General features: G+C 37.4%; 24 protein-coding genes. 11 read left to right on the top strand and 13 right to left on the bottom strand.

What is annotated here, in order from left to right; all coding sequences use genetic code 11:
* Window positions 1–45: 45 nt before the first annotated feature.
* Complete coding sequence (gene ychF, locus GM418_RS17705) at window positions 46–1,146, top strand: redox-regulated ATPase YchF (protein ID WP_158868582.1); 1,101 nt, start codon at window positions 46–48, stop codon at window positions 1,144–1,146.
* Between the two features lie 82 nt (window positions 1,147–1,228).
* Here the strand turns inward: ychF and yajC are convergent, their stop codons facing one another.
* The 5 genes from yajC to GM418_RS17730 form a co-directional block, all read right to left on the bottom strand.
* Complete coding sequence (gene yajC / locus GM418_RS17710; protein WP_246222741.1) at window positions 1,229–1,546, bottom strand: preprotein translocase subunit YajC; 318 nt, start codon at window positions 1,544–1,546, stop codon at window positions 1,229–1,231.
* 11 nt (window positions 1,547–1,557) lie between these two features.
* The gene (locus tag GM418_RS17715; protein WP_158868583.1) at window positions 1,558–1,986 is read right to left on the bottom strand and encodes a DUF1573 domain-containing protein; all 429 of its coding nucleotides are present in this window, start codon (window positions 1,984–1,986) and stop codon (window positions 1,558–1,560) included.
* Window positions 1,986–2,936: a transcription antitermination factor NusB gene (nusB, locus tag GM418_RS17720; RefSeq protein WP_158868584.1), complete on the bottom strand. Its 951-nt coding sequence runs from the start codon at window positions 2,934–2,936 to the stop codon at window positions 1,986–1,988. Before nusB ends, GM418_RS17715 begins: the two co-directional genes overlap by 1 nt.
* Window positions 2,937–3,090: 154 nt before the next feature.
* Window positions 3,091–3,861 carry a rhomboid family intramembrane serine protease gene (locus tag GM418_RS17725; RefSeq protein WP_158868585.1) on the bottom strand — a complete coding sequence of 257 codons (771 nt, stop codon included), beginning with the start codon at window positions 3,859–3,861 and terminating at the stop codon, window positions 3,091–3,093.
* A 161-nt stretch (window positions 3,862–4,022) separates the two neighbouring features.
* Entirely contained in the window at window positions 4,023–5,051 is a 1,029-nt protein-coding gene (locus tag GM418_RS17730) for a threonine aldolase family protein (protein ID WP_158868586.1), read from the bottom strand.
* Window positions 5,052–5,145: 94 nt separating this feature from the next.
* Between GM418_RS17730 and GM418_RS17735 the strand changes: the two genes are divergently transcribed.
* The 3 genes from GM418_RS17735 to GM418_RS17745 are packed head-to-tail and all read left to right on the top strand — an operon-like array spanning window position 5,146 to window position 7,432.
* On the top strand, window positions 5,146–5,820 hold the full coding sequence (locus GM418_RS17735) for a GOLPH3/VPS74 family protein (RefSeq protein ID WP_158868587.1): 675 nt from the start codon (window positions 5,146–5,148) through the stop codon (window positions 5,818–5,820).
* Window positions 5,817–7,121, top strand: coding sequence for a cryptochrome/photolyase family protein (locus GM418_RS17740; protein WP_158868588.1), 1,305 nt, complete (start codon window positions 5,817–5,819; stop codon window positions 7,119–7,121). Before GM418_RS17735 ends, GM418_RS17740 begins: the two co-directional genes overlap by 4 nt.
* A complete protein-coding gene (locus GM418_RS17745; protein WP_158868589.1) occupies window positions 7,121–7,432 on the top strand; it encodes a hypothetical protein in 312 nt (103 codons plus the stop codon). The genes GM418_RS17740 and GM418_RS17745 overlap by 1 nt, the downstream gene beginning before the upstream one ends.
* 3 nt (window positions 7,433–7,435) lie before the next feature.
* Here the strand turns inward: GM418_RS17745 and GM418_RS17750 are convergent, their stop codons facing one another.
* Window positions 7,436–7,969 carry a glutathione peroxidase gene (locus tag GM418_RS17750; RefSeq protein WP_158868590.1) on the bottom strand — a complete coding sequence of 178 codons (534 nt, stop codon included), beginning with the start codon at window positions 7,967–7,969 and terminating at the stop codon, window positions 7,436–7,438.
* A gap of 133 nt (window positions 7,970–8,102) precedes the next feature.
* On the opposite strand from GM418_RS17750, the gene GM418_RS17755 reads away from it, so the two are divergent.
* On the top strand, window positions 8,103–9,206 hold the full coding sequence (locus GM418_RS17755) for a DNA polymerase III subunit gamma/tau (RefSeq protein ID WP_158868591.1): 1,104 nt from the start codon (window positions 8,103–8,105) through the stop codon (window positions 9,204–9,206).
* A gap of 23 nt (window positions 9,207–9,229) precedes the next feature.
* Window positions 9,230–9,832: a hypothetical protein gene (locus GM418_RS17760; RefSeq protein ID WP_158868592.1), complete on the top strand. Its 603-nt coding sequence runs from the start codon at window positions 9,230–9,232 to the stop codon at window positions 9,830–9,832.
* A gap of 94 nt (window positions 9,833–9,926) precedes the next feature.
* Here GM418_RS17760 and pdxH read toward each other — a convergent pair whose 3' ends face one another.
* A complete protein-coding gene (gene pdxH, locus GM418_RS17765; RefSeq protein ID WP_158868593.1) occupies window positions 9,927–10,562 on the bottom strand; it encodes a pyridoxamine 5'-phosphate oxidase in 636 nt (211 codons plus the stop codon).
* A gap of 134 nt (window positions 10,563–10,696) precedes the next feature.
* Between pdxH and GM418_RS17770 the strand changes: the two genes are divergently transcribed.
* Window positions 10,697–11,305 carry a redoxin domain-containing protein gene (locus GM418_RS17770; protein ID WP_158868594.1) on the top strand — a complete coding sequence of 203 codons (609 nt, stop codon included), beginning with the start codon at window positions 10,697–10,699 and terminating at the stop codon, window positions 11,303–11,305.
* A gap of 62 nt (window positions 11,306–11,367) precedes the next feature.
* On the opposite strand, the gene rsmD is transcribed toward GM418_RS17770, so the two are convergent.
* Genes rsmD through GM418_RS17785 form a run of 3 tightly spaced genes read right to left on the bottom strand, consistent with a single transcriptional unit; the run spans window position 11,368 to window position 13,373 of the window.
* Entirely contained in the window at window positions 11,368–11,901 is a 534-nt protein-coding gene (gene rsmD, locus GM418_RS17775; RefSeq protein ID WP_158868595.1) for a 16S rRNA (guanine(966)-N(2))-methyltransferase RsmD, read from the bottom strand.
* Window positions 11,898–12,731 carry a DUF3822 family protein gene (locus GM418_RS17780; RefSeq protein ID WP_158868596.1) on the bottom strand — a complete coding sequence of 278 codons (834 nt, stop codon included), beginning with the start codon at window positions 12,729–12,731 and terminating at the stop codon, window positions 11,898–11,900. The genes rsmD and GM418_RS17780 overlap by 4 nt, the downstream gene beginning before the upstream one ends.
* Window positions 12,732–12,740: 9 nt before the next feature.
* A complete protein-coding gene (locus tag GM418_RS17785) occupies window positions 12,741–13,373 on the bottom strand; it encodes a hypothetical protein (RefSeq protein WP_158868597.1) in 633 nt (210 codons plus the stop codon).
* A 94-nt stretch (window positions 13,374–13,467) separates the two neighbouring features.
* Between GM418_RS17785 and GM418_RS17790 the strand changes: the two genes are divergently transcribed.
* Window positions 13,468–14,907 carry an ATP-dependent DNA helicase gene (locus GM418_RS17790; RefSeq protein ID WP_158868598.1) on the top strand — a complete coding sequence of 480 codons (1,440 nt, stop codon included), beginning with the start codon at window positions 13,468–13,470 and terminating at the stop codon, window positions 14,905–14,907.
* A 1-nt stretch (window position 14,908) separates the two neighbouring features.
* Here GM418_RS17790 and GM418_RS17795 read toward each other — a convergent pair whose 3' ends face one another.
* The 3 genes from GM418_RS17795 to rpsA are packed head-to-tail and all read right to left on the bottom strand — an operon-like array spanning window position 14,909 to window position 18,321.
* Window positions 14,909–15,841, bottom strand: a complete 933-nt coding sequence (locus GM418_RS17795; protein ID WP_158868599.1) for a ribonuclease Z — start codon at window positions 15,839–15,841, stop codon at window positions 14,909–14,911.
* Entirely contained in the window at window positions 15,838–16,191 is a 354-nt protein-coding gene (locus GM418_RS17800; RefSeq protein WP_158868600.1) for an STAS domain-containing protein, read from the bottom strand. The genes GM418_RS17795 and GM418_RS17800 overlap by 4 nt, the downstream gene beginning before the upstream one ends.
* A 45-nt stretch (window positions 16,192–16,236) precedes the next feature.
* Entirely contained in the window at window positions 16,237–18,321 is a 2,085-nt protein-coding gene (gene rpsA, locus GM418_RS17805) for a 30S ribosomal protein S1 (RefSeq protein WP_246222742.1), read from the bottom strand.
* Window positions 18,322–18,626: 305 nt separating this feature from the next.
* Between rpsA and rfbA the strand changes: the two genes are divergently transcribed.
* The 3 genes from rfbA to rfbD are packed head-to-tail and all read left to right on the top strand — an operon-like array spanning window position 18,627 to window position 20,944.
* Entirely contained in the window at window positions 18,627–19,508 is an 882-nt protein-coding gene (rfbA, locus tag GM418_RS17810; RefSeq protein ID WP_158868601.1) for a glucose-1-phosphate thymidylyltransferase RfbA, read from the top strand.
* A gap of 6 nt (window positions 19,509–19,514) precedes the next feature.
* Window positions 19,515–20,069: a dTDP-4-dehydrorhamnose 3,5-epimerase gene (gene rfbC / locus GM418_RS17815; protein ID WP_158868602.1), complete on the top strand. Its 555-nt coding sequence runs from the start codon at window positions 19,515–19,517 to the stop codon at window positions 20,067–20,069.
* A gap of 5 nt (window positions 20,070–20,074) precedes the next feature.
* Complete coding sequence (gene rfbD / locus GM418_RS17820) at window positions 20,075–20,944, top strand: dTDP-4-dehydrorhamnose reductase (protein ID WP_158868603.1); 870 nt, start codon at window positions 20,075–20,077, stop codon at window positions 20,942–20,944.
* Window positions 20,945–20,946 lie beyond the last annotated feature (2 nt).

Raw genomic sequence — 20,946 nt, forward strand, 5'->3', positions numbered from 1 at the left:
TTGAATAAACCATTACCTTTGCAGCGCAATTTTTAATTTGAAGAAATGGCATTGAAATGTGGTATTGTTGGTTTACCAAATGTAGGTAAATCAACACTGTTTAATTGTTTATCAAGTGCAAAAGCACAATCGGCAAATTTCCCGTTCTGTACAATCGAACCTAATGTTGGGATTATTACTGTGCCGGACGACAGGTTGATAAAACTGGCGGAAATTGATAATCCGAAAAAAGTAATTCCTACAACCGTTGAAATTGTAGATATTGCCGGATTGGTAAAAGGGGCGAGTAAAGGTGAAGGATTGGGAAACCAGTTTTTGGGAAATATACGTGAAACAGATGCAGTTATACATGTTTTACGTTGTTTTGAAAACGATAACATTACACACGTTGATGGTTCAATCGACCCGGTTCGCGATAAGGAGGTAATTGATACTGAATTGCAATTAAAAGACCTTGAAACAGTTGAAAGTAGGATTGAAAGGCTGGAGAAGCAAGCCCGCCACGGAAATGATCCGAAGGTTAAAAAAATGTACGAGCTGGCAGTGAGGTATAAAAGGGTGTTGGAAGAGGGGAAATCGGCACGAACATTACAGTTATATGATGAAGAGGCCAGGGTGGCTAAAGAACTTTTTTTGTTGACAAACAAGCCCGTAATGTATGTTTGTAACGTCGATGAGGCTTCTGCAAAAAACGGCAATAAGTATGTTGAGGCGGTACGCGAGGCTGTGAAGGATGAAAATGCCGAAATCCTTGTAATTGCTGCGGCCACCGAAGCCGATATTGCTGAACTGGAAGAATATGACGAAAAGCAAATGTTTCTGGAAGAGCTGGGATTAGATGAGCCAGGTGTTAATAAACTTGTACATGCGGCTTACCGTTTACTTCAGTTGCAAACCTACTTTACTACCGGACCGGATGAAAGCCGTGCATGGACATTTAAAAAGGGAACCAAAGCGCCACAGGCTGCAGGTATCATTCACACCGATTTTGAAAAAGGATTTATCAGAGCTGAAGTAATTAAGTATGATAATTACGTAAAATATGGTTCAGAACACGCTTGCCGGGAAGCAGGCAAAATTGGAGTGGAAGGGAAAGAGTATATTGTTCAGGACGGAGATATTCTACATTTCAGATTTAATGTATAGAAATTTTTTTGTTTTGAATTCAAAATAAAAAGGGTTGACCTCATTTGATAGGGCCAACCCTTTTTTTGTTGCAAAGTTTAGATTAACGCTGCTGAGGAGCGTCACTCATATCTTTAATAATTCCGTTTTTGTCTACTTTAATCTGAACATCTTTGGCAATCTCCAAAATAATCGTTGTTTCTTTTACTTCAACAATTTTACCGTAAATTCCACCTGTGGTAACTACTTTATCGCCTTTTGAAAGACTTTCGCGAAACTGGCGGGTTTCTTTCTGGCGTTTGACCTGAGGGCGAATCATAAAAAAGTAAAAAACAACTATAATCAGTAAAAGCGGGAGAAAACTCATCCATGGATTTGCATCCTGGCCTTCAGGTTGCATCATTAAAATAATATTCATCATTTCTTTTAGTTTTAATATTTAATTTCTATTTCTTCGTTTAGTACTTCGGCAAAAATAGCCAATTGTTTTGGTTTTTTCGTATTGGCATAAACTTCAATTGTTTTGAACTGTTTTCCCCATAATCCGGAAGAATCAAACTCGACTTCAATAATTCCGCTTTCTCCCGGTAAAACATTTTCTTTCGAAAATTCAGCTCTCATACAACCGCAATCGGTTTCCACTTTTTGTATCAATAAATTATTTTCCCCCGAATTTTTAAATTCAAAGGTAAAAACAACAATTTCACCCGCTTGAAGCGAACCAAAATTATGCATTTCTTTGCTAAACTCAAATTCTGTTATGACGTTTGTTTCCTGCTGTGTTGCCTTTGACTTCTGTTCGTTCCGGTTCCCGCAAGAGAAAAGAAAAGCAACAAGCAGTGTAAGCAGCATATTTTTCATCAGGATTCACCTATTAATCCGCGGCCGGCTTTGTTTATTTTGCCCGATTTTTTTAAGTCTTTTAATGTTTTATCCAGAATTCCGTTAATAAAATTCCGGCTTTTTTCAGTACTGTAAAATTTTGAAAGCTCAATGTATTCGTTTAATGAAACTTTGGTTGGAATGGAAGGAAAATAAAGAAACTCTGTTATGGCCAGTTGCATTACAAGAATATCCATAAATGCAATACGTTCCACATCCCAGTTTTTTGAGTGTTCTTTAATTAGTTCCCGCAGTTCGTCGTGGTTGATAATTGTTTTCCGAATTAAGTCTTTCGCAAAATCGCGATCTTCCTGGTCTTTAAACATCGGCATTAAACGTTGGTCTGAATCAGAAAGCTCGTTAAATTTTTTTAGCGTTTTTACTATCATCGAAATCACAAACTCAACATCATCATTCCAGTAGATGCTCTGTTCTTCAAGAACGATATATAAATCCTCGGCAACCAATATTATTTTGTTGAACAGCTTTTCAATAAATTTGCGGTCGTCGATAAACGAACGGGTTTTGTCGGCCATGTATTCTTTGTAAATGTCCGATTCAACCATAAACAAATACAATTCTTTTACCAGTTCAGGATAGTCTCTCCAGGTTAATTTTTTTTGTTCAAGATAAGCATTTAGCTGTCTGTTTGATCGCAATTGATGGACAACCTGATTGGTAATAAATTTGGTATTGGGATGAAGATCTTCGTATGTGGGTTGATGTTTGTTTCTTCGGATTTCGATCCGGTCTTCTGCATAATTTGCAATATCGAGTACCATGGCAAACAAGTAATGGTACAAATCGTACGATTTTTGGATACAGAAAAAGAGTTCTTTTTCGGTGTTGTTAAGAGACTTTTCTTCTGACGAATAGTAAGCGTATAAAACTTGTAATACTTTCGTACGGATAATCCTTCTGCTAATCATTCTAATGAACTTCGTATGTTACAGGCGGCAAAATTAAACTTTTTTTGAAAATGCCGCCACATTCTTTCTCTTTTCTGAAAAATAGAAACACAAGATTAAATATTTTGTTTTTCAAATTCTGGAATTCCAGCAATCCTCTCATTTTTTAGAAACATTAAAATTCTCCGGTATGGCTAATATCGCCCCATTTTTTATCATCATCTTTTTTTTCAACCGAAGACTGCGAATGGGTATTTTCTTCCCCTACAGTAAACTGCGATTCCTCATCGTCAATCTCTGTGTCTTCCTCATCTTCGTCCTCCCAGTCAAATTTATCGCGTCTGATTATATATTTCCTGTAATAAACAGCCAGTGCCACTCCCGAAACTGCTCCCCAAAGGTGGCCTTCCCATGAAACATCGGGGTTAATAGGAAACATTCCCCATACCATTCCCCCATATAAAAAAACAACTACAACCGACAAAGTAAGTAAACGCACATCATTTCTGATTATCCCGCTAACAAAATGAAATGCAGCCATGGCATAAACCACACCACTTGCTCCAATGTGCCAGGCTTCCCGCCCCGAGAGCCAAACACAAAGTCCGGCAAGCAAATACAGTTGAATAAAAATACGGTACGAAATACGCCGGTAAAAATAAATGAGCATAAACATCAGAATAAAAAACGGAATGGAATTAGAAATGAGATGATCAAAATCGAAATGAATAAAGGGAGAAAATAGGATTCCGGGCAAGCCCTTTACATGAAGCGGGTAAACGCCCAAACGAACAAATGTAGTTCCAAGGGTCTGTTCAATTATTTCTACTATCCAGAATACAACAACAAAAGCCGCCGGAAAAATCAGGCTGTGAATAAAAATCCGCTTTTCCATTTCCGGGTCAAGCTTTTTGGGGTTGCTCGGATAATATTTAAATATGCCCATGCTGTAAAATTCCAAACTTTAAGCATCAAAATACAAATAAGAACTAAAAATCAAATTTTTAATTGCAATTATTTAGCAATATCAGTTATTGTTGTCGTTCTGATTTCAGGCAATCATTTGAAAGTTGTTATTGTTTTTCTAGGAGGGATTAAAGCAAAAACTTAACTTTTAAGGAGTTTTTTTATCAAATTAACAAATTCATAAATCTCTTCCTCGGTTGTGTCAAACGAAGTCATCCAGCGAACTTCAGACATTCCATCATTCCACATATAGAAAAAGAAGCGTTCTTTTAAAGGTGCAATAATTTCAGGTGGAACAATAGCAAATACGCCATTGGCCTCTACTGGTTGTGTAATTTTTATTTCCGGAATTTTTGCAAGCTCGTTTTTCAAAAGCCTGGCCATATTGTTAGAGTGACCGGCATTTTGTTTCCATAAATCATTCTCAAAGTAAGCCAAAAACTGAGCGCCTGCAAATCGCATTTTTGAATACAATTGCATACTTTGTTTGCGAATATATTTGGTGTATTTTATTAATTCAGGATTAAAAAAAAGAACCGCTTCTCCCATCATCATCCCGTTTTTTGTACCGCCAAAGGAAAGAATATCTACTCCGCAGTTTTTGGTGAATTCCCTGAAATCCATGTTCAGTGCAACTGCGGCATTGGCAAGTCGCGCACCATCCATATGTAAAAACATATTGTTTTTATGCGCCAGGTCTGCTAAAGCAACAATTTCGTTTGGCTGATAAACGGTTCCCATTTCTGTAACCTGCGAAATGGAAATAACTTTAGGTTGCGAGTGGTGCTCGAAATCAAAACCTTTTAGATGATGTTGGATTGATTCGGGGCTAAGTTTGCCGTTTACAGGGTTTACCGGGAGCAACTTACATCCTGTAAATTTTTCAGGGGCTCCACATTCGTCTTCCTGAATATGTGCCGTTTCAGCGCAAATTATTGAATTAAAACTTTGTGTTACTGATGACAAGCCCAGAACATTTGCGCCTGTTCCGTTAAAAACAAAAAAAACTTCGGTTTCTCCGCCAAATTTTTCTTTAAATTTTTCAATCGCTTTTTGTGTGTATTGATCATCTCCGTAACCAACTACATGTCCGATATTGGCGTCTTCAATTGCTTTTAAAATTGCCGGGTGGATCCCGGAATTATTGTCGCTCGCAAATCCTTTTTTCATAATTATGAATGTTGATATTACTCGGTTTTTCAGATTCTTTGTAACTTTCAGTGAACTTTTTCTACGAATATAGAAAGAACCGAAAGTACAAAAAATGAATGAACCAATTCCTTTATCCCAGAAAATATATCTGCTGGGGATTCATCCTCAAAAAGGTGGCGTTATTTCAGCAGCCTACACAGCAATGGATTACGTTTTGCTTGGAGCACTTTTTCTTGAACTTTATCAAAATAAAAATATAAGTTTTGAGAAAAAAAGGATTATTCTCAAAAATCCAAAAACGGAAATTCCGCTGCACGATTTTTTAATTCAAAAACTAAAAAAATCGAAACGCGATTTAAAAATTTCGCGTTGGATGAATCGTCTGTATTTTTCGTTAAAGTATATTCGTGGTGAAGTTCAACAAGGACTGGTAAACAAGCGAATTATAAAAGTCAAACACAAACGGTTTCTTTTTTTTAAATGGAATTCTCCGGTTATCGTTAATAAACAAGCCCTTTACCATTTGCTATCAGAAATCGAAAACCATATTTTAAAAGGGACAGTAAACGAGGAAGAAATTATGCTATTGTCGTTCTTAAAACCGGCAGGATTGATGAAGCGGCTTTTTCCCGAAAAAGAAAAGCGAAATATAGCTTCCCGAAAATTAAAAAATATGATGGTTGAAAATCCGGTTTCAGGTGCAGTTGCCGATGCTATTTCAGCATCGCAGGCAGTAGCTGCTTCTGTTGCTGCATCAGCAGCCGCTACCGCTGCGGCTACTTCATGATGAAAGAGAAAATTAACATATTTTGGTTCCGTCGCGATTTACGGTTAAATGATAACCACGGCTTATGTAAAGCTTTGCAATCAGGGCTTCCGGTGCTCTCTGTTTTTATTTTTGATACCGAAATTCTGAATAAGTTGAATGATAAAAAGGATGCCCGGGTTTCTTTTATTTATGCTGAAATTCAAAGGATAAAAGAGACACTTGAAAAGAGGGGGAGTTCATTGAAGATTTTTCAAACGAAACCTTTGGATGCGTTTCAAAAGTTAGCAACCGAATTTGAAATAAATGCTGTTTATACCAACAAAGATTATGAACCTTATGCCATCCGGCGGGATAAAGATGTAAGTGATTCTCTCCAAAAAAAAGGAGTTGATTTTTATTCGTTTAAAGATCATGTGATTTTTGATGAAAATGAAGTTTTGAAAGACGACGGTACACCTTATACAATATTTGCGCCTTTCAGTAAGAAATGGAAACAGATTCTCGGAAGCCAGGAAATTCCTGAATTTCATTCGGAAAATCATGTGGCGAATTTTGTAAAAACAAAGCCGTTTAAAAGTCAGAAATTGGAGGATTTGGGGTTTCAAAAAAGCTCCATTGAGGTTTCGAAACCAATAATCTCCGACGAGATTATTTCTGATTATTCAAAAACACGTGATATACCTGCCATCGGGGGAACAACTCGTTTAGGGATACACCTGAGATTTGGGACCATAAGTATTAGAGCACTGACAAGAATTGCACAAAGACTTTCCGAAACGTTTCTGAATGAACTCATTTGGAGGAACTTTTTTATCGATATCTTATGGCATTTCCCGCATGTGCTTGACAGATCATTTAAGCCAAAATACGATTTAATTCAATGGCGAAACAATGAAAAGGAGTTTGAACGGTGGTGCCGGGGAGAAACCGGTTACCCAATGGTGGATGCCGGAATGCGTGAATTAAACAAAACGGGGTTTATGCATAACCGTGTACGAATGCTTACGGCCGGTTTTTTAACCAAACATTTATTGGTCGACTGGCGGTGGGGCGAAGCGTACTTCGCAGAAAAATTACTTGATTACGAATTGGCCTCCAACAACGGAAATTGGCAGTGGGCCGCTGGAACCGGTTGCGATGCTGCACCTTATTTCCGGATTTTTAACCCGGAATCGCAACAAAAAAAGTTTGACCCGGAGGCAAAATACATTCTGAAATGGATTCCCGAATACGGCACGATGAGGTATCCACATCCTTTGGTTGAACACAAGTTTGCCCGGGAAAGAGCCTTAAAAACTTACAAAGAAGCTTTAAAATAATGGAAAAGTTTAAAAAGATAGTATTGTATGCAGCGGGGCCGGGTATAATGGTGGTTGAAGTGGTTGCCATTTTTATACATCTGTTTACCAGCGAAAATGCAAAACCATGGATAACCGGAGGTTTAATTGTTTTTTTTGTGGTTTTTATTCCGTTGTATTCGGTTGAATATTTCAGACAGAATTTTAAAAATGAAAAGTCAAAATCGGTTCAGTTCAAAAAAACGAAAAACCGGACAGAGTGGGAGGGAGGAAATATTCATGGGAGAGTTCCCAAAAACAGCGAACGACCCGGAAAAATATTTAACAAATAAAAATTATTCCTGCAGCCATTCCATTATTCTTCGGTTTTTTGGACCTTTAAAAGGCGGGACAAAATCAACAACGCTTCCTTCTTCATCGATCATAAATTTTTGAAAATTCCACAATACACTGGCATCCAAAGTACCGTTTTCCTCACTGCTGGTTAACCACTGATAAATTGGAGGTGGATTTTCTTTGATTGATATTTTTTCCATCATCGGGAATGAAACACCGTATTTCTGTGTACAGAATTCCAAAATTTGTCCATTGTCGCCCGGATCTTGTTTGCCAAAATCGTTGCAAGGAAAACCAATAATCTCAAAGTCGTCACCACCGAATTCTTCGTACAATTCCTGTAATTTTTTGAATTGCGGCGTTAAAGCACATTCCGAGGCCGTATTTACAATCAAAACCTTCTTGCCTTTTAAAGTTGAAAAATCAAACTTTTTTCCGTCGATAGTTGTAGCCGTAAAATCGTATAATGTTTTGTATTGGCTGAATGATTGTACCGAAATTATCATACAAAAAAGAAGCAGAAATTTTTTCATAAAAATGAATGTTTAGTATCCAACTGCAAATCAACAGAATCATAAAATTACTGGATTTGTTGTTAATAAAAAAACCGTGTAAAAAAGGTAGTTTTGATTATCTTTGGTCAAACACTGCGGGAAGGCAAAGTTTATGGAGAATTTTATTGTTTCAGCACGAAAATACAGGCCAGACTCATTTGATACGGTTGTTGCTCAATCGTCGATTACCAATACCCTGAAAAATGCCATTAAAAGCAAACAACTGGCACATGCCTATTTGTTTTGCGGACCGCGTGGTGTTGGAAAGACTACCTGTGCACGTATTTTTGCAAAAACAATAAATTGTACCAATCTGACTCCTGAAAACGAAGCGTGTAATGAATGTGAATCGTGTAAAGCATTTAATTCGAGCCGTTCGTTTAATATCCATGAGTTGGATGCCGCTTCAAATAATTCGGTGGATGATATCCGGAATCTTACCGATCAGGTTCGTGTCCCTCCGCAAATGGGAAAATACAGCGTGTATATTATCGATGAGGTTCACATGCTTTCACAACAGGCCTTTAATGCTTTTCTTAAAACGCTGGAAGAACCACCCAAACATGCCCTTTTTGTTTTAGCTACCACCGAAAAACATAAAATAATACCTACTATTTTATCGCGCTGCCAGATTTTTGATTTTAACAGAATTAAAGTTGAAGATATAGCTGAACATTTGGAATATGTAGCAAAAAGCGAAGGTGTAGAGGTTGAAAGCGAAGGTTTGAATATCGTTGCTCAGAAAGCCGATGGCGCTATGCGTGATGCATTGTCGATTTTTGACCAGATTGTAAGTTTTTCGGGAAAGAAGATTACCTACCAGGATGTCATCACAAATTTAAATGTACTGGATTACGATTATTATTTCCGTTTAATCGACCAGTTTTTGAAAAATGATGTAACTGGAGCCTTGCTGACATTTAATGACATTTTAAATCACGGTTTTGACGGGCATCATTTTATAACTGGTTTAAGCGGGCATATTCGTGATTTGCTGGTTTGTAAAGACCCGGTCACCGTTCAGCTTTTAGAAGTCGGTGGAGAAATAAAGGAGCGATATAAAGGGCAGGCTCAAAGTTGCCCGCAGGATTTTTTACTGGAGGCTCTGAAAATAAGCAATGAATGCGACCTGCAGTACAAAATAAGTCAGAATAAAAGGCTGTTGGTTGAACTTGCGCTGATTCGGATGGCACAGCTCTCCTTAAAAAAAAAATAGATGACGGTTCGCAGGCTGATGATATGCTGGAGCCCATCTTTTCAGAGATAAAAGAAAGTTCCAAACAAGAAGGATCAAAATCAGAAGCCAGGCAAGTACCCAAACGCCCTGAGCCTTCTCAAAATTCGAGGCCACGTAAAATTGCTAAAAGAGCATCGCGTAGTACGGGCGTTCCTTCAATAAAAGATGCTTTACAGGGAAAGTTTGAAGAAGATCAGATTTCAGCAAAGGAACAACACCAAATTTATAACCAATCGGATGAAAAAGAAGATTTTTCTGAAGAAGCGTTACAGCAAAAATGGGAACAGTTTACCGCTCGTTTTGATGATCGCCCGAATCTAAAATCTACATTGTCAAGGCTTCCGCAAATTCAGGAAAACTACAGCTTATTGCTTGAAATTGAAAATACGGTCCAGGAAAACCTCATTAACAGTATAAAACCTGAATTGGTTTCGTGGTTGAGGAAAGAGTTAAAAAATTCTCATATTCAACTTGTTACTAAAATAACCGAAACAATTAAGGGAAGGATTATTTACACTGATTCGGAAAAGTTTGATGAAATGGTAAAAAAGAATCCTCAGCTGGCTGTTTTAAAGCAAAAGTTTAATCTTGATTTTGGTGGCTGATTTCAGCTTTCATTACTAGTCTCCGTCCTTTTTTATCTGAAGTTTCAGAACACTTCTCATTTACAAGCTCAATAGAATTCATCATTTCCTGAAATTAAGGAGCAAGTCGTTTGATTAGCCAAACATCTCCTTGTTTTTCATAAGATATTCTGTCGTGAAGACGGTTTTCACGTCCCTGCCAAAATTCAAATTTCTCCGGTTTTACCCGGTAACCGCCCCAGTTTTCAGGTCGGGCTGGTTTCCCGTTTTGCAGTTGATTTTGTAAAATTTCAAATTGGTTCTCTAAATATTTTCTTGAAGGAATTTCAGTACTCTGTTCTGATATGATAGCGCTTATCTGACTCATAAGCGGACGTGAATGAAAATATTTATCAGATAAATTTGTTTCGGTTTTTGAGGCAAATCCTGAAATTCGAACCTGCCTTTCAAGCTTTGGCCAGTAAAAGTGGAGACCAACGGCAGGATTACTTTCAATAGAAATACCTTTTTCACTGTTGTAGTTGGTAAAGAAAATAAATCCGTTTTCGTCGAAATATTTTAATAATACAATTCTTGACTGAGGAAAACCATCTGTCCCAAAAGTAACAAGCGACATGGCAGTTGAATCGTCTGTATTTGTTCCTACAACTTCATCCAGCCAAATACTAAATTGGGCAACCGGATTTTCACTTATTGTTTCGCGCGACAAATCGGCATATGTATATTCTCTCCTAACAGAATCGATTTTCATCGTTGTACTTTTTCAAATAACTGTTTAAAGAACAGAATGTTTAAAAAAAAATGAATCAATTGAACTTTTTGATTTTTTATTTCGTTCTATAAAAAGAGTAATTAGTATTTTATTAACCCAAAATTTAAATTGTTATGAAAAAGTTGATTGGTATTTTTATCATGTTGTTGTCTGTCTCGGTAATGGCAGGGAATGGTGAAGGGAAGATGGATCTGGGAGATAAAGCGGCATTAACACACATAAAAATGCTTGATGTTTCCGGAGAGAAAATTTCTCTTGGCGAGGCTCAAAAGGATAATGGTTTAGTTGTAATATTTTCGTGTAACACGTGTCCGTTTGTAAAACAGTGGGAAGATCGTTACCCCGAAATTAAAAAGTGGGCTGACAAAAACGACGTAGGCATGATCGTGTTAAACTCAAATTATCAGAACCGCGACGGTGTTGACTCATACGAAGCAATGCAAAAGCATGCCGAAACCAAAGGTTACAATTTTCATTATGTAGTTGATGAAGAAAGTCAGATTGCAAATGCATTTGGCGGGCAAACTACACCACACGTATTTTTATTCGACAGTAATATGGAACTTGCCTACAAAGGTGCTATTGACGATAGTTACAAAAGTGCCGATGAAGTGAAACAGGCATATTTAAAAGATGCGATTGTTAGTCTGGCGAGTAATGAAAAAATTGCAGTAAACGAAACAAAACCCACAGGGTGCAGCATTAAAAGGAAGGTTCAATAAACGAACGGTTACTAAATTGAATTGAAATGGATTGGCTCTTTCCCGGAAGGGGAAGGGCTTTTTTATGCTTCGAAAAAACTAAAATTTACTTTTCCATAATTTCTGATTTCTTTGAAATTAGGGTGAGAAGTGAAGCTATATTCCCTGGGATGTTCCAGTATAAACAGGCCCTTGTTTTTTAAAACATTCCCGGAAAAAACGGCAGCAGGGACCTCTGTAAATTGGGGCAGGTCGAAAGGAGGATCTGCAAAAACGATATCAAATTGCCCCTGGAATTTGAACAGAAACTTGAAAACATCGGTTTTAAAAGCTCTTACATTATCAATTTGTAGTTTTTTTATAACGCCTAAAATAAACTGGTAGTGGTGGAAATTTTTTTCAACAAAGGTTACTTCTTGTGCGCCACGGCTAACAAACTCATAGCCCATGCTTCCGGTCCCCGAAAACAAATCGAGTACTGTTTTATCTGAAAAGTCAATACGATTTTCCAGAATATTAAACAAGCCTTCTTTAGCAATATCGGTAGTTGGCCGGCCACTCATTTTTTTACCCGGACTAAAAATGCGGCCTTTATATTTTCCTCCAACAATTCTCATAATACAGAGTTTAGCAGGTTGTATAAACTGTATTCCTGAGTCTTAAATATTTCTGTGTTAATTTCAATATTTTTTGCAGGTTTTAGTTCTTGGGTTGATATAAAATATTTTTTGATTTCCAAAATTGTCTCTTCGCCACCATATATATCACCGGCTATAAAAACATCTGTTTTTGTTGGGCTAAAATGATATTGTTTTGTTGTAGAAAGCGTGTAAAATATAATATCATTTTTATGTGAAAGGTTGTAGCTGTTTGCCAGCAACAGTTTTTGTTCCCGGAATAGAACCAGATAAAAATAACCGGAACTAAAAAGGATGATCAATCCATTTCTGTCTGCACTGATTTGTGGCAAATTTTCAATACATATTGTTAAGGGATGGAATATTTCTGAATCAGGGAATTGTTCAGATAAATAGCCTTTAAAATCTTTCGGAAGGGTAAAAAGCAATCTTAAATCGTGTACATTAACCTGGTTTTCCGATATTTCAATCTCACTGTTACTCAATTCAAAAACGGACTCAACCAATTTTTTGCTTTCCTGTTCTTCATAATATTTTTCAGGAACCGGAACAAACTCCCTTGTATCAAAAATTAAATGAATTTTTTGATACGTTTTTTTCGGAACTTCTTCCATATCCAGCCATTCCTGAAATCTTTTTTGTAAAAACTGTACACTGGTAATGGTTAAGGGGGTATTTTTCCAGGCGAGTAATCGGTTTTCTTTTACAGAAACTACTATAAAAGAAAATCCACCCAGACTTATCTGGATGGATAATAAATATTCTTGAGAATTTTCTTTATCAAATAATTCGTCAGCTACAATATTCATGCATGAAATTTACTCCCAGTTACCTGCATTATTGATGGCTTCGGTAAGAGATCCTACTTTTAATCCCGGATATTTTTCGTTAGTTCTGCTTTGGTCATTCATGTTAATTACCAGTTGACGATCAAGGTTATTCAGAATAACATTGTTGTGCGCCCTAGCCTCAAATACAGGAACTTTAATTCCTGAACCGGTTGTAATGATTGTAGCTCCTAAATGAAATTCAGCTTGTGTATCCGGAATCGGAACATATTTAAGCTGGTCTGCGTTATAACCTTTTCCAAAAATAGACTCCAGAACACTTTCTTTTATGGTATCCCGAATAAGAAGTCCCATCTGAATCGCTTTTCTCTCGCTGATGCCTGCTTCAATCATACTGTCGGTAAGTTCACCAATTTTACGAACATTTCTTACTGAATCGTATTTCACAAAATCAATAAGTGTGTCCCAACTTCCGGTGTACCTTCCGTAAACATCTTTAAATGCCAGCTGGGCTTTTCTAATATCTTTTAACTTTTCAATGGTAACATCGTACCTAGCTTCTTGGGCTTTTTGAAAATCAATTGGGCGCTGAATACTTTGATAAATCATATAAGCCAGCACAACAGCAACGACGAAAAGCAAAATTTGAATAACGGTTCTCATTTTTATAATTTTAGTAAGTTTTATTTTTCGATAGATTGCAAATTTAAAAAAAAAAATAAATTACCTTCCCTAAGAGAATGTTATTTTAGCAGCTATGATAAAAAATCATTTGCAGGCTTTATTAACCCAAAACCTTCAATTCTCTCCAACTTCCTGTCAGATAAGGCTAATAGAAGGTTTGGCAGACTATATTTCTTCAGACAGGCCTGATGAAATAATGTTAATAAAAGGATATGCCGGAACCGGAAAGACAACCATGATAAATGCCTTGGCTCAGGCGCTGAATTTATTGAAAATAAGAACGGTTTTAATGGCTCCAACAGGTCGTGCTGCAAAAGTCATTGCCGGCTACACAGGGAAAAGTGCATTTACCATTCACAAAAAAATTTACAGGCAAAAATCTTCTGCTGACGGAATGGGAAATTTTGTTCTTGACAAAAATTTATATAAAAATACCTATTTTATTGTAGATGAGTCTTCTATGATTTCCGATCAGCCGGGCGACAGTTCGGTTTTTGGAAGTGGCAGGTTACTTGATGATTTGCTTGAGTATGTTTATTCGGGCGAAAATTGTCGCTTGGTTTTGGTTGGAGATACCGCGCAACTTCCTCCGGTGGGCGTAAATATCAGTCCGGCTTTGGATGCCTTACAACTGGAAAATTACGGGTTTTCAGTAAAAGAATATGAGTTAACTGAAGTTGTTCGGCAGGAGTCGGATTCCGGAGTTTTATTTAATGCAACGAAAATGCGGCGGCTGATTGCAGCAGATGAACAAGCCCCCGGATTTCTAGAGATTAAATTGGAGTCGTTTTCTGACATAGATAGAATTGGCGGAGGCGAGTTGATTGAAAAGATCGGTACCTGTTACGACAAATATGGCTTTTTTGAAACTACGGTGGTTACGCGTTCGAATAAAAGGGCCAATTTGTATAATAAAGGAATCAGGGGATCGATTCTATATAAAGAAAATGAGATTGAACAAGGTGACCTTTTAATGATAGTTAAAAATAATTATTTCTGGGCCGGAGAAGGTGCTGAACTTGATTTTATTGCCAACGGCGATATCGCGGAAATTGAAAAGATATACAGCTATGAAGAATTATACGGATTTCGTTTTGCAAACGTAAACCTCCGGTTTGTAGATTACGAAAATGTTGAACTGGATTGTAAGATTTTTTTGGAAACCCTTGCTATTGAAACTGCCTCGTTTTCGCAAGAGAGAAATCGTGAACTTTTTGAAGCTGTATCAGAAGATTATCCGGATATCAGGAACAAAAGGGAACGTTGGAAAAAAATAAAAGAAAACCCCTATTTTAATGCTCTTCAGGTAAAATATGCTTACGCTTTAACTTGTCATAAAGCCCAGGGAGGACAGTGGAAAGCGGTTTTTGTGGATCATGGCTATTTGGTTGAAGATATGCTCGACAAAGAATATTATCGTTGGTTGTATACAGCATTTACGCGACCGACCGAAAAGCTTTTTCTTGTAAATTTTAATAAGAACTTTTTTGAAAGCGCAGGAACGGAGCTCTGATTTAGTGTTGTTCTACCTTGTAGGTATTTCCATCAGTGGCTGTTTCAGTATTTTCAAATACTGATTTTGCTTCTTTCTTAAATTCTGAAACGGTTTTGTAGCGAGCCGAAAAATGCCCGATGATTAGTTTGCCTGCTTTGGCAAGTCTGGCAATTTCTGCTGCTTCTTTTGCTGTTGAATGCAACGTTTTTTTTGCCCAGTCTTTCATGCTTTCAGTAAATGTCGCCTCGTGGTATAATAAATCTACATTTTGGATTATTTCTGTTATTTCCGGGAGGAAAACAGTATCGGTACAAAAGGCGTATGAACGGGGTCTGGGTGGCAAAGTAGTTAATTCAGCGTTTGGAATAACTTTACCATCTGTGGTTTTGAAATCAGCCCCGGTTTTTATGTTTTTTATTTCTGCAACAGGAATATTGTATTGTTTTATAAATTCCTTTTTTATGTTGCGCTGTTTCGGTATTTCTTTAAAAAGAAAACCGCAAACCGGACTGCTGTGTTTCAGTGGAAATGAAAAAACTTCAACTTTTTTATCGGAATAAATTTTTTGTGGCTTTTTAAAATTTAGCGGATGAAAAATGACTTTAAACTGTAAATCGGCTTTTAGGTGATCGAGCTGAGGCTGAATAAGGGTTTTGAGTTCGGATGGCGAATAAATGTGAATGTCCTTTTTTAAACCAAGCAGATTAAGGGTTGACAGTAAACCTATCAGCCCGTAAAAATGGTCACCGTGAAGGTGGGATATAAAGATGTGGTTGATTTTGCTAAAGCTGATTTTTTGCCGACGGATTTGGATTTGTGTTCCTTCTCCACAGTCGATTAAAAAAAATCGCCCAGGTACACGAAGTACCTGGGCGGTTGGATATCTGTCAGATGTTGGTAATGCAGAACTACTTCCGAGTATGGTTAATTCAAAAGGCGTTTCTGTTTTCACAGACTTTCCTTTTTCTCCAGTAGACTCTCAGCTTCTTCGATGTTTTTGGTTATCAAAAGAACCGTATGAAGCATTGATATCTTTACCAGGTTTTCCACATCGGGCTGGAGACCGCAAAGAACAAATGTGCCGATTGCATCTTCACAGAGCCGGTTAGCAACTAAAACAGCTCTTAAACCGGAAGAATCGCAGTAATTTACACTGCTTAAGTCAAGAACTATGTTCTTTTCACCCCCATTATTGATAACAATCAATTCTGACTTAAGATCAGGAGCATTATTTGTATCTAATCTGTCGGAATTTACCTTAACCAAGGTATAATTTCCCTTTTTTAGAATTTCGAACGTCATGACATTCAATTTACGAAATTCTTATTACAAATTCCAAACCTGAACTTATTTATCTTTTTTCTCGTCAGCTTCCATCTGCGATTTCAAAGCAGCCAATTCGCTGATGTCTCCCAAAGTAGTCTTTTCGATATTGTCGTTAACCGATTTAACTGCTTTTTTGTTGGAACGTCCTTGCGTTTTACGTTTTGCATTTTCTTCGGCACGTTTAACATCTTCGTAAACTCGCGAGTGAGAAACAATAATTCTTTTGGCTGATTTGTTGAATTCGATGACTTTGAAATCCAGTTTTTCATCTTGTTTTACAGAAGAACCATCTTCTTTTACAAGGTGACGTGGAGTAGCAAAACCTTCAACACCGTAAGGAAGAGCGATAACAGCACCTTTGTCCATCAACTCAACTACGGTTCCTTCGTGAATTGAATCAGCAGTGAAAATGGTTTCAAACACATCCCATGGATTTTCTTCCAGTTGTTTGTGTCCTAGGCTCAAACGACGGTTTTCTTTGTCAATATCGAGAACAACAACTTCTATTTCTTCACCAACTGCAGTAAATTCCGACGGATGTTTGATTTTTTTCGTCCAGCTCAAATCTGAGATATGGATTAATCCGTCAACGCCTTCGGTAATTTCTACAAATACACCAAAGTTGGTAAAGTTACGTACGGTTGCTTTGTGTTTGCTTCCCACACCAAATTGGGTATCAATGTTTTCCCATGGATCTTCTTTCAGTTGTTTAATACCGAGCGACATTTTGCGTTCTTCACGGTCGAGTGTAAGGATTTGAGCTTCAACTTCGTCGCCTACACTTAAGAAATCCTGTGCACTGCGTAAATGCTGGCTCCACGACATTTCTGAAACGTGAATCAAACCTTCTACTCCCGGAGCAATTTCAACAAAAGCACCGTAGTCAGCAATCACAACCACTTTTCCTTTAACTGTGTCGCCAACTTTAAGATTTTCATCCAGTTTATCCCATGGGTGAGGAGTCAATTGTTTCAATCCAAGAGCGATACGTTTTTTGTCATCATCAAAATCAAGAATAACTACATTTAGTTTCTGATCCAATTCAACAATTTCGCTCGGGTGTGAAATACGTCCCCATGAAAGGTCGGTAATGTGAATCAGGCCGTCAACGCCACCAAGGTCCATGAATACACCGTAAGATGTAACGTTTTTAACAGTTCCTTCCAGTACCTGTCCTTTTTCAAGTTTAGCAATAATTTCTTTCTTCTGTTGTTCCAGTTCAGCTTCAATAAGTGCTTTGTGTGAAACAACAACATTACGGTATTCGTGATTGATTTTAACCACTTTAAATTCCATGGTTTTGCCCACAAATACATCGTAATCTCGAATGGGTTTAACATCAATCTGTGAACCTGGCAAGAATGCTTCAATACCAAATACATCCACAATCATACCACCTTTAGTGCGGCATTTGATGTATCCCTTGATGATTTCGTCGTTTTCAAGCGATTCATTAACACGCTCCCACGAACGGGTAGCACGCGCTTTTTTGTGCGACAGGATCATCTGACCTTTTTTATCTTCCAGACTTTCGATGTAAACATCTACTTTGTCGCCTACTTTCAGTTCCGGATTGTAACGGAATTCGTTCAAACTAACAATACCGTCTGATTTATAACCTATGTCAACAACAACTTCTCGTTTGTTTAACGAAATTACAGTTCCTTCCAAAACTTCTTTTTCTGTAACTGTATTTAAGGTGTCGTTGTAAAGATCTTCAAGCTTATTTCTTTCTTTTTCCGAATAAGCATCAACACCACTTTCGAGGCTTGCCCAGTCAAATTCTTCAGGTTCAGCATTTGTCTCTTCTGCAACTACTTCTTCCACTTCTTTTTCTTCCTCAGCAGATGCTTCTTCAGTTTTTTCTTCTTCTTTGGCTTCAGTTTTTTCTTCAGTAGTAGCTTCTTCAACTTTTGTTTCAGCTACTTCTTCGGCTGCTGCTTTTTCTTCAGCAACTTCTTGCGTTTCTGCCTTTTCTTCGGCAGCTGTTTCTTTAGGGGTTTCTTCGGTTGTTTCTTCCGAAACTTTTTTTTCTTCCTGAACCGGAGCAGCGGCTTCTTGTTTTACCTCTTCCTGTTCAAGATTTTCATTTTTCTTTTCAGTCATGTAATTCTAATTAAATTAATGAGTTAGACATTATTATTGTTTAAATCGCGCGCAAAAATAGAATATAATTCAATCATTTCAAAGGTTTTACTGCTTTTAATTGATATTTACTACTTTAATTTTAATTCAACACAAGTTTTTTTGAACATTACAATTTTTAATAAATTTTCTTTTGTTGCCTCCTTGTTTACTTTTATTAATTTTGACACCGGAAGGCCCAAAATAAAAAACGCTTATATTTTCAAAACTAATAAAAGGCGAAATTGTTGAAGATTATTATTTTACCAAACTCAAAATAAGAAAGAATGAAAGGTATTATTCTTGCCGGAGGTGCCGGAACCAGGCTCTATCCGATTACACGTTCAATTTCAAAACAAATAATTCCGGTTTACGACAAACCCATGATTTATTATCCGCTGTCGGTTTTAATGCTTGCCGGGATTAGAGATATTTTAATAATATCAACTCCCACCGACATCGGCTTATATGAAAATCTTTTGGAAAACGGGGAACAACTCGGATTAAAAATATCATATAAAATACAGCCTTCACCAGATGGACTGGCGCAAGCTTTTATTTTAGGCGAAGAGTTTATTGGCGACGACAGTGTTTGTATGATTTTAGGTGATAATATCTTCTATGGTTATAATTTCAGAAGTATTTTGGAAGATGCCGCTTCGTTGAAGGATGGTGCCTATGTTTTTGGTTATTATGTGAACGACCCGGAAAGATATGGTGTTGTGGAGTTTGATGAAACCGGTAAAGTAATTACAATTGAAGAAAAGCCGGAAAAACCAAAATCGAATTACGCGGTAACCGGGCTTTATTTTTATTCCAACGACGTGGTTCAGAAAGCAAAAAGTTTAAAACCATCAAAAAGGGGGGAGCTCGAAATTACAGATCTAAACCGTTTATATCTTGAAGAAAACAGGTTGAACACTAAATTATTGGGCCGGGGCTTTGCCTGGCTTGATACGGGAACACACGATAGCTTGTTACAAGCCTCTAATTTTATTGCTACAATCGAGCAGCGTCAGGGATTAAAGGTTTCCTGTATTGAAGAAATTGCTTATAAAAAAGGTTTTATTGATAAGGAACAGTTAATAAAGCTTGCTCAGCCTCTGAGTAAAAATCAGTATGGAGAATATTTATTACGTTTGGCAGAAAAACAAATATTTTCTTTTTAACTCAGTATGAAAATTACAGAAACACCGATACCGGGGCTGTTTGTTGTTGAGCCACGGGTTTTTGAAGATTCCAGAGGCTATTTTTATGAATCGTACCATAAAGAACGATATTTTCAGAACCAGATGGGAGCAGAATTTATTCAGGACAATGAATCAAAATCTGTTCGCGGTGTGGTTCGCGGACTACATTATCAGCTTGCTCCTTTTGCTCAGTCAAAATTAGTTCGGGTTGTTCAGGGAAGTGTTTACGACGTGGCCGTAGACTTACGAAAAGGTTCTCCAACATTTGGCGAATGGTTTGGGCTGGAACTTAACGAAGCCGAAAAGAAACAACTGTTTATTCCCCGGGGATTTGCTCACGGTTTTTCAGTTTTGAGTGAAACGGCAGTCTTTTCTTATAAGTGTGATAACGTGTATAACAAGGATTCGGAAAGATCGATTAATATAAATGACCCGAAATTGAACATCGACTGGGAGATCAAAACTTCTGAACAAATTGTTTCGGAGAAGGATCAAGTCGCTCCGTTTTTTGATGCTGCTGAAATGAATTTTAATTTTTGAGCGGAATGAAAATTTTAATTACCGGTGCCTACGGACAGCTTGGAAATGAAATAAAAGTACTGTCAGAAAAATATTCAGCATGGGAATTTATATTTACCGATGTTGATTCCTTAGACATTACCAATAAAAATGCAGTTGCTGATTTTTTTCAAAAAACAAAGCCTGATTTTATTGTAAACTGTGCGGCGTATACCGCGGTTGATCGGGCCGAAACAGAGGTTGAAACGGCAACAAAAATAAATGCAACAGCACCGGGTATTCTTGCCAATGCCGCCAGTGAAATTTCTGCGAAGATAATTCATATCTCTACTGATTATGTTTTTTCGGGCGAAGCTTTTCTTCCACTTAGCGAAGAAGAGCCGGTTAAACCAACCGGTATTTACGGAAAAACAAAATTGGAAGGTGAAAAAAATTGTATAAAAGAGAATCCGGAATCTGTTATTATCCGTACTTCTTGGTTGTACTCGGCGTTTGGAAATAATTTTGTAAAAACAATGCTTCGGCTGGGCAAAGAGCGCGATGCTTTAAAAGTGGTTTTTGATCAGATTGGAACGCCAACCTATGCTGGAGATTTGGCAGCTGCAATTCTGTCGATTATCGAAATCGCAGAAACAGAGCCTGTAAATTTTGTGTCGGGAATTTATCATTATTCAAATGAAGGAGTGGCAAGTTGGTTTGATTTTTCAAAAGCAGTATTTGAAATTTCAGGCTTAAATTGTAAGGTTTCTCCTGTTCTTTCAAAAGAATTTCCAACCCCGGCGAAGCGTCCGAGTTACAGTGTGCTGAATAAGTCGAAAATTAGAAATACCTTTGCACTGGAAATTCCTTACTGGAAGGATAGTTTGGAAGTTTGTATGAATAAAATAGAAAAATAAGG

Source organism: Maribellus comscasis, assembly GCF_009762775.1.
Taxonomy (GTDB): Bacteria; Bacteroidota; Bacteroidia; order Bacteroidales; family Prolixibacteraceae; genus Draconibacterium; species Draconibacterium comscasis.

Excerpts from the sequence above, each read along its gene's own strand:
- GM418_RS17780 (WP_158868596.1), bottom strand. The coding sequence starts at position 12,731 with ATGAATATTGTAGCTGACGAATTATTTGATAAAGAAAATTCTCAAGAA.
- GM418_RS17790 (WP_158868598.1), top strand. The coding sequence starts at position 13,468 with ATGATAAAAAATCATTTGCAGGCTTTATTAACCCAAAACCTTCAATTC.
- GM418_RS17715 (WP_158868583.1), bottom strand. The coding sequence starts at position 1,986 with ATGAAAAATATGCTGCTTACACTGCTTGTTGCTTTTCTTTTCTCTTGC.
- GM418_RS17740 (WP_158868588.1), top strand. The coding sequence starts at position 5,817 with ATGATGAAAGAGAAAATTAACATATTTTGGTTCCGTCGCGATTTACGG.
- GM418_RS17760 (WP_158868592.1), top strand. The coding sequence starts at position 9,230 with ATGCTGGAGCCCATCTTTTCAGAGATAAAAGAAAGTTCCAAACAAGAA.
- GM418_RS17785 (WP_158868597.1), bottom strand. The coding sequence starts at position 13,373 with ATGAGAACCGTTATTCAAATTTTGCTTTTCGTCGTTGCTGTTGTGCTG.
- GM418_RS17755 (WP_158868591.1), top strand. The coding sequence starts at position 8,103 with ATGGAGAATTTTATTGTTTCAGCACGAAAATACAGGCCAGACTCATTT.
- GM418_RS17730 (WP_158868586.1), bottom strand. The coding sequence starts at position 5,051 with ATGAAAAAAGGATTTGCGAGCGACAATAATTCCGGGATCCACCCGGCA.
- pdxH (WP_158868593.1), bottom strand. The coding sequence starts at position 10,562 with ATGAAAATCGATTCTGTTAGGAGAGAATATACATATGCCGATTTGTCG.
- GM418_RS17735 (WP_158868587.1), top strand. The coding sequence starts at position 5,146 with ATGAATGAACCAATTCCTTTATCCCAGAAAATATATCTGCTGGGGATT.
- GM418_RS17770 (WP_158868594.1), top strand. The coding sequence starts at position 10,697 with ATGAAAAAGTTGATTGGTATTTTTATCATGTTGTTGTCTGTCTCGGTA.
- GM418_RS17800 (WP_158868600.1), bottom strand. The coding sequence starts at position 16,191 with ATGACGTTCGAAATTCTAAAAAAGGGAAATTATACCTTGGTTAAGGTA.
- yajC (WP_246222741.1), bottom strand. The coding sequence starts at position 1,546 with ATGATGAATATTATTTTAATGATGCAACCTGAAGGCCAGGATGCAAAT.
- rpsA (WP_246222742.1), bottom strand. The coding sequence starts at position 18,321 with ATGACTGAAAAGAAAAATGAAAATCTTGAACAGGAAGAGGTAAAACAA.
- GM418_RS17750 (WP_158868590.1), bottom strand. The coding sequence starts at position 7,969 with ATGAAAAAATTTCTGCTTCTTTTTTGTATGATAATTTCGGTACAATCA.
- rfbC (WP_158868602.1), top strand. The coding sequence starts at position 19,515 with ATGAAAATTACAGAAACACCGATACCGGGGCTGTTTGTTGTTGAGCCA.
- GM418_RS17745 (WP_158868589.1), top strand. The coding sequence starts at position 7,121 with ATGGAAAAGTTTAAAAAGATAGTATTGTATGCAGCGGGGCCGGGTATA.
- nusB (WP_158868584.1), bottom strand. The coding sequence starts at position 2,936 with ATGATTAGCAGAAGGATTATCCGTACGAAAGTATTACAAGTTTTATAC.
- rsmD (WP_158868595.1), bottom strand. The coding sequence starts at position 11,901 with ATGAGAATTGTTGGAGGAAAATATAAAGGCCGCATTTTTAGTCCGGGT.
- GM418_RS17725 (WP_158868585.1), bottom strand. The coding sequence starts at position 3,861 with ATGGGCATATTTAAATATTATCCGAGCAACCCCAAAAAGCTTGACCCG.
- rfbD (WP_158868603.1), top strand. The coding sequence starts at position 20,075 with ATGAAAATTTTAATTACCGGTGCCTACGGACAGCTTGGAAATGAAATA.
- rfbA (WP_158868601.1), top strand. The coding sequence starts at position 18,627 with ATGAAAGGTATTATTCTTGCCGGAGGTGCCGGAACCAGGCTCTATCCG.
- ychF (WP_158868582.1), top strand. The coding sequence starts at position 46 with ATGGCATTGAAATGTGGTATTGTTGGTTTACCAAATGTAGGTAAATCA.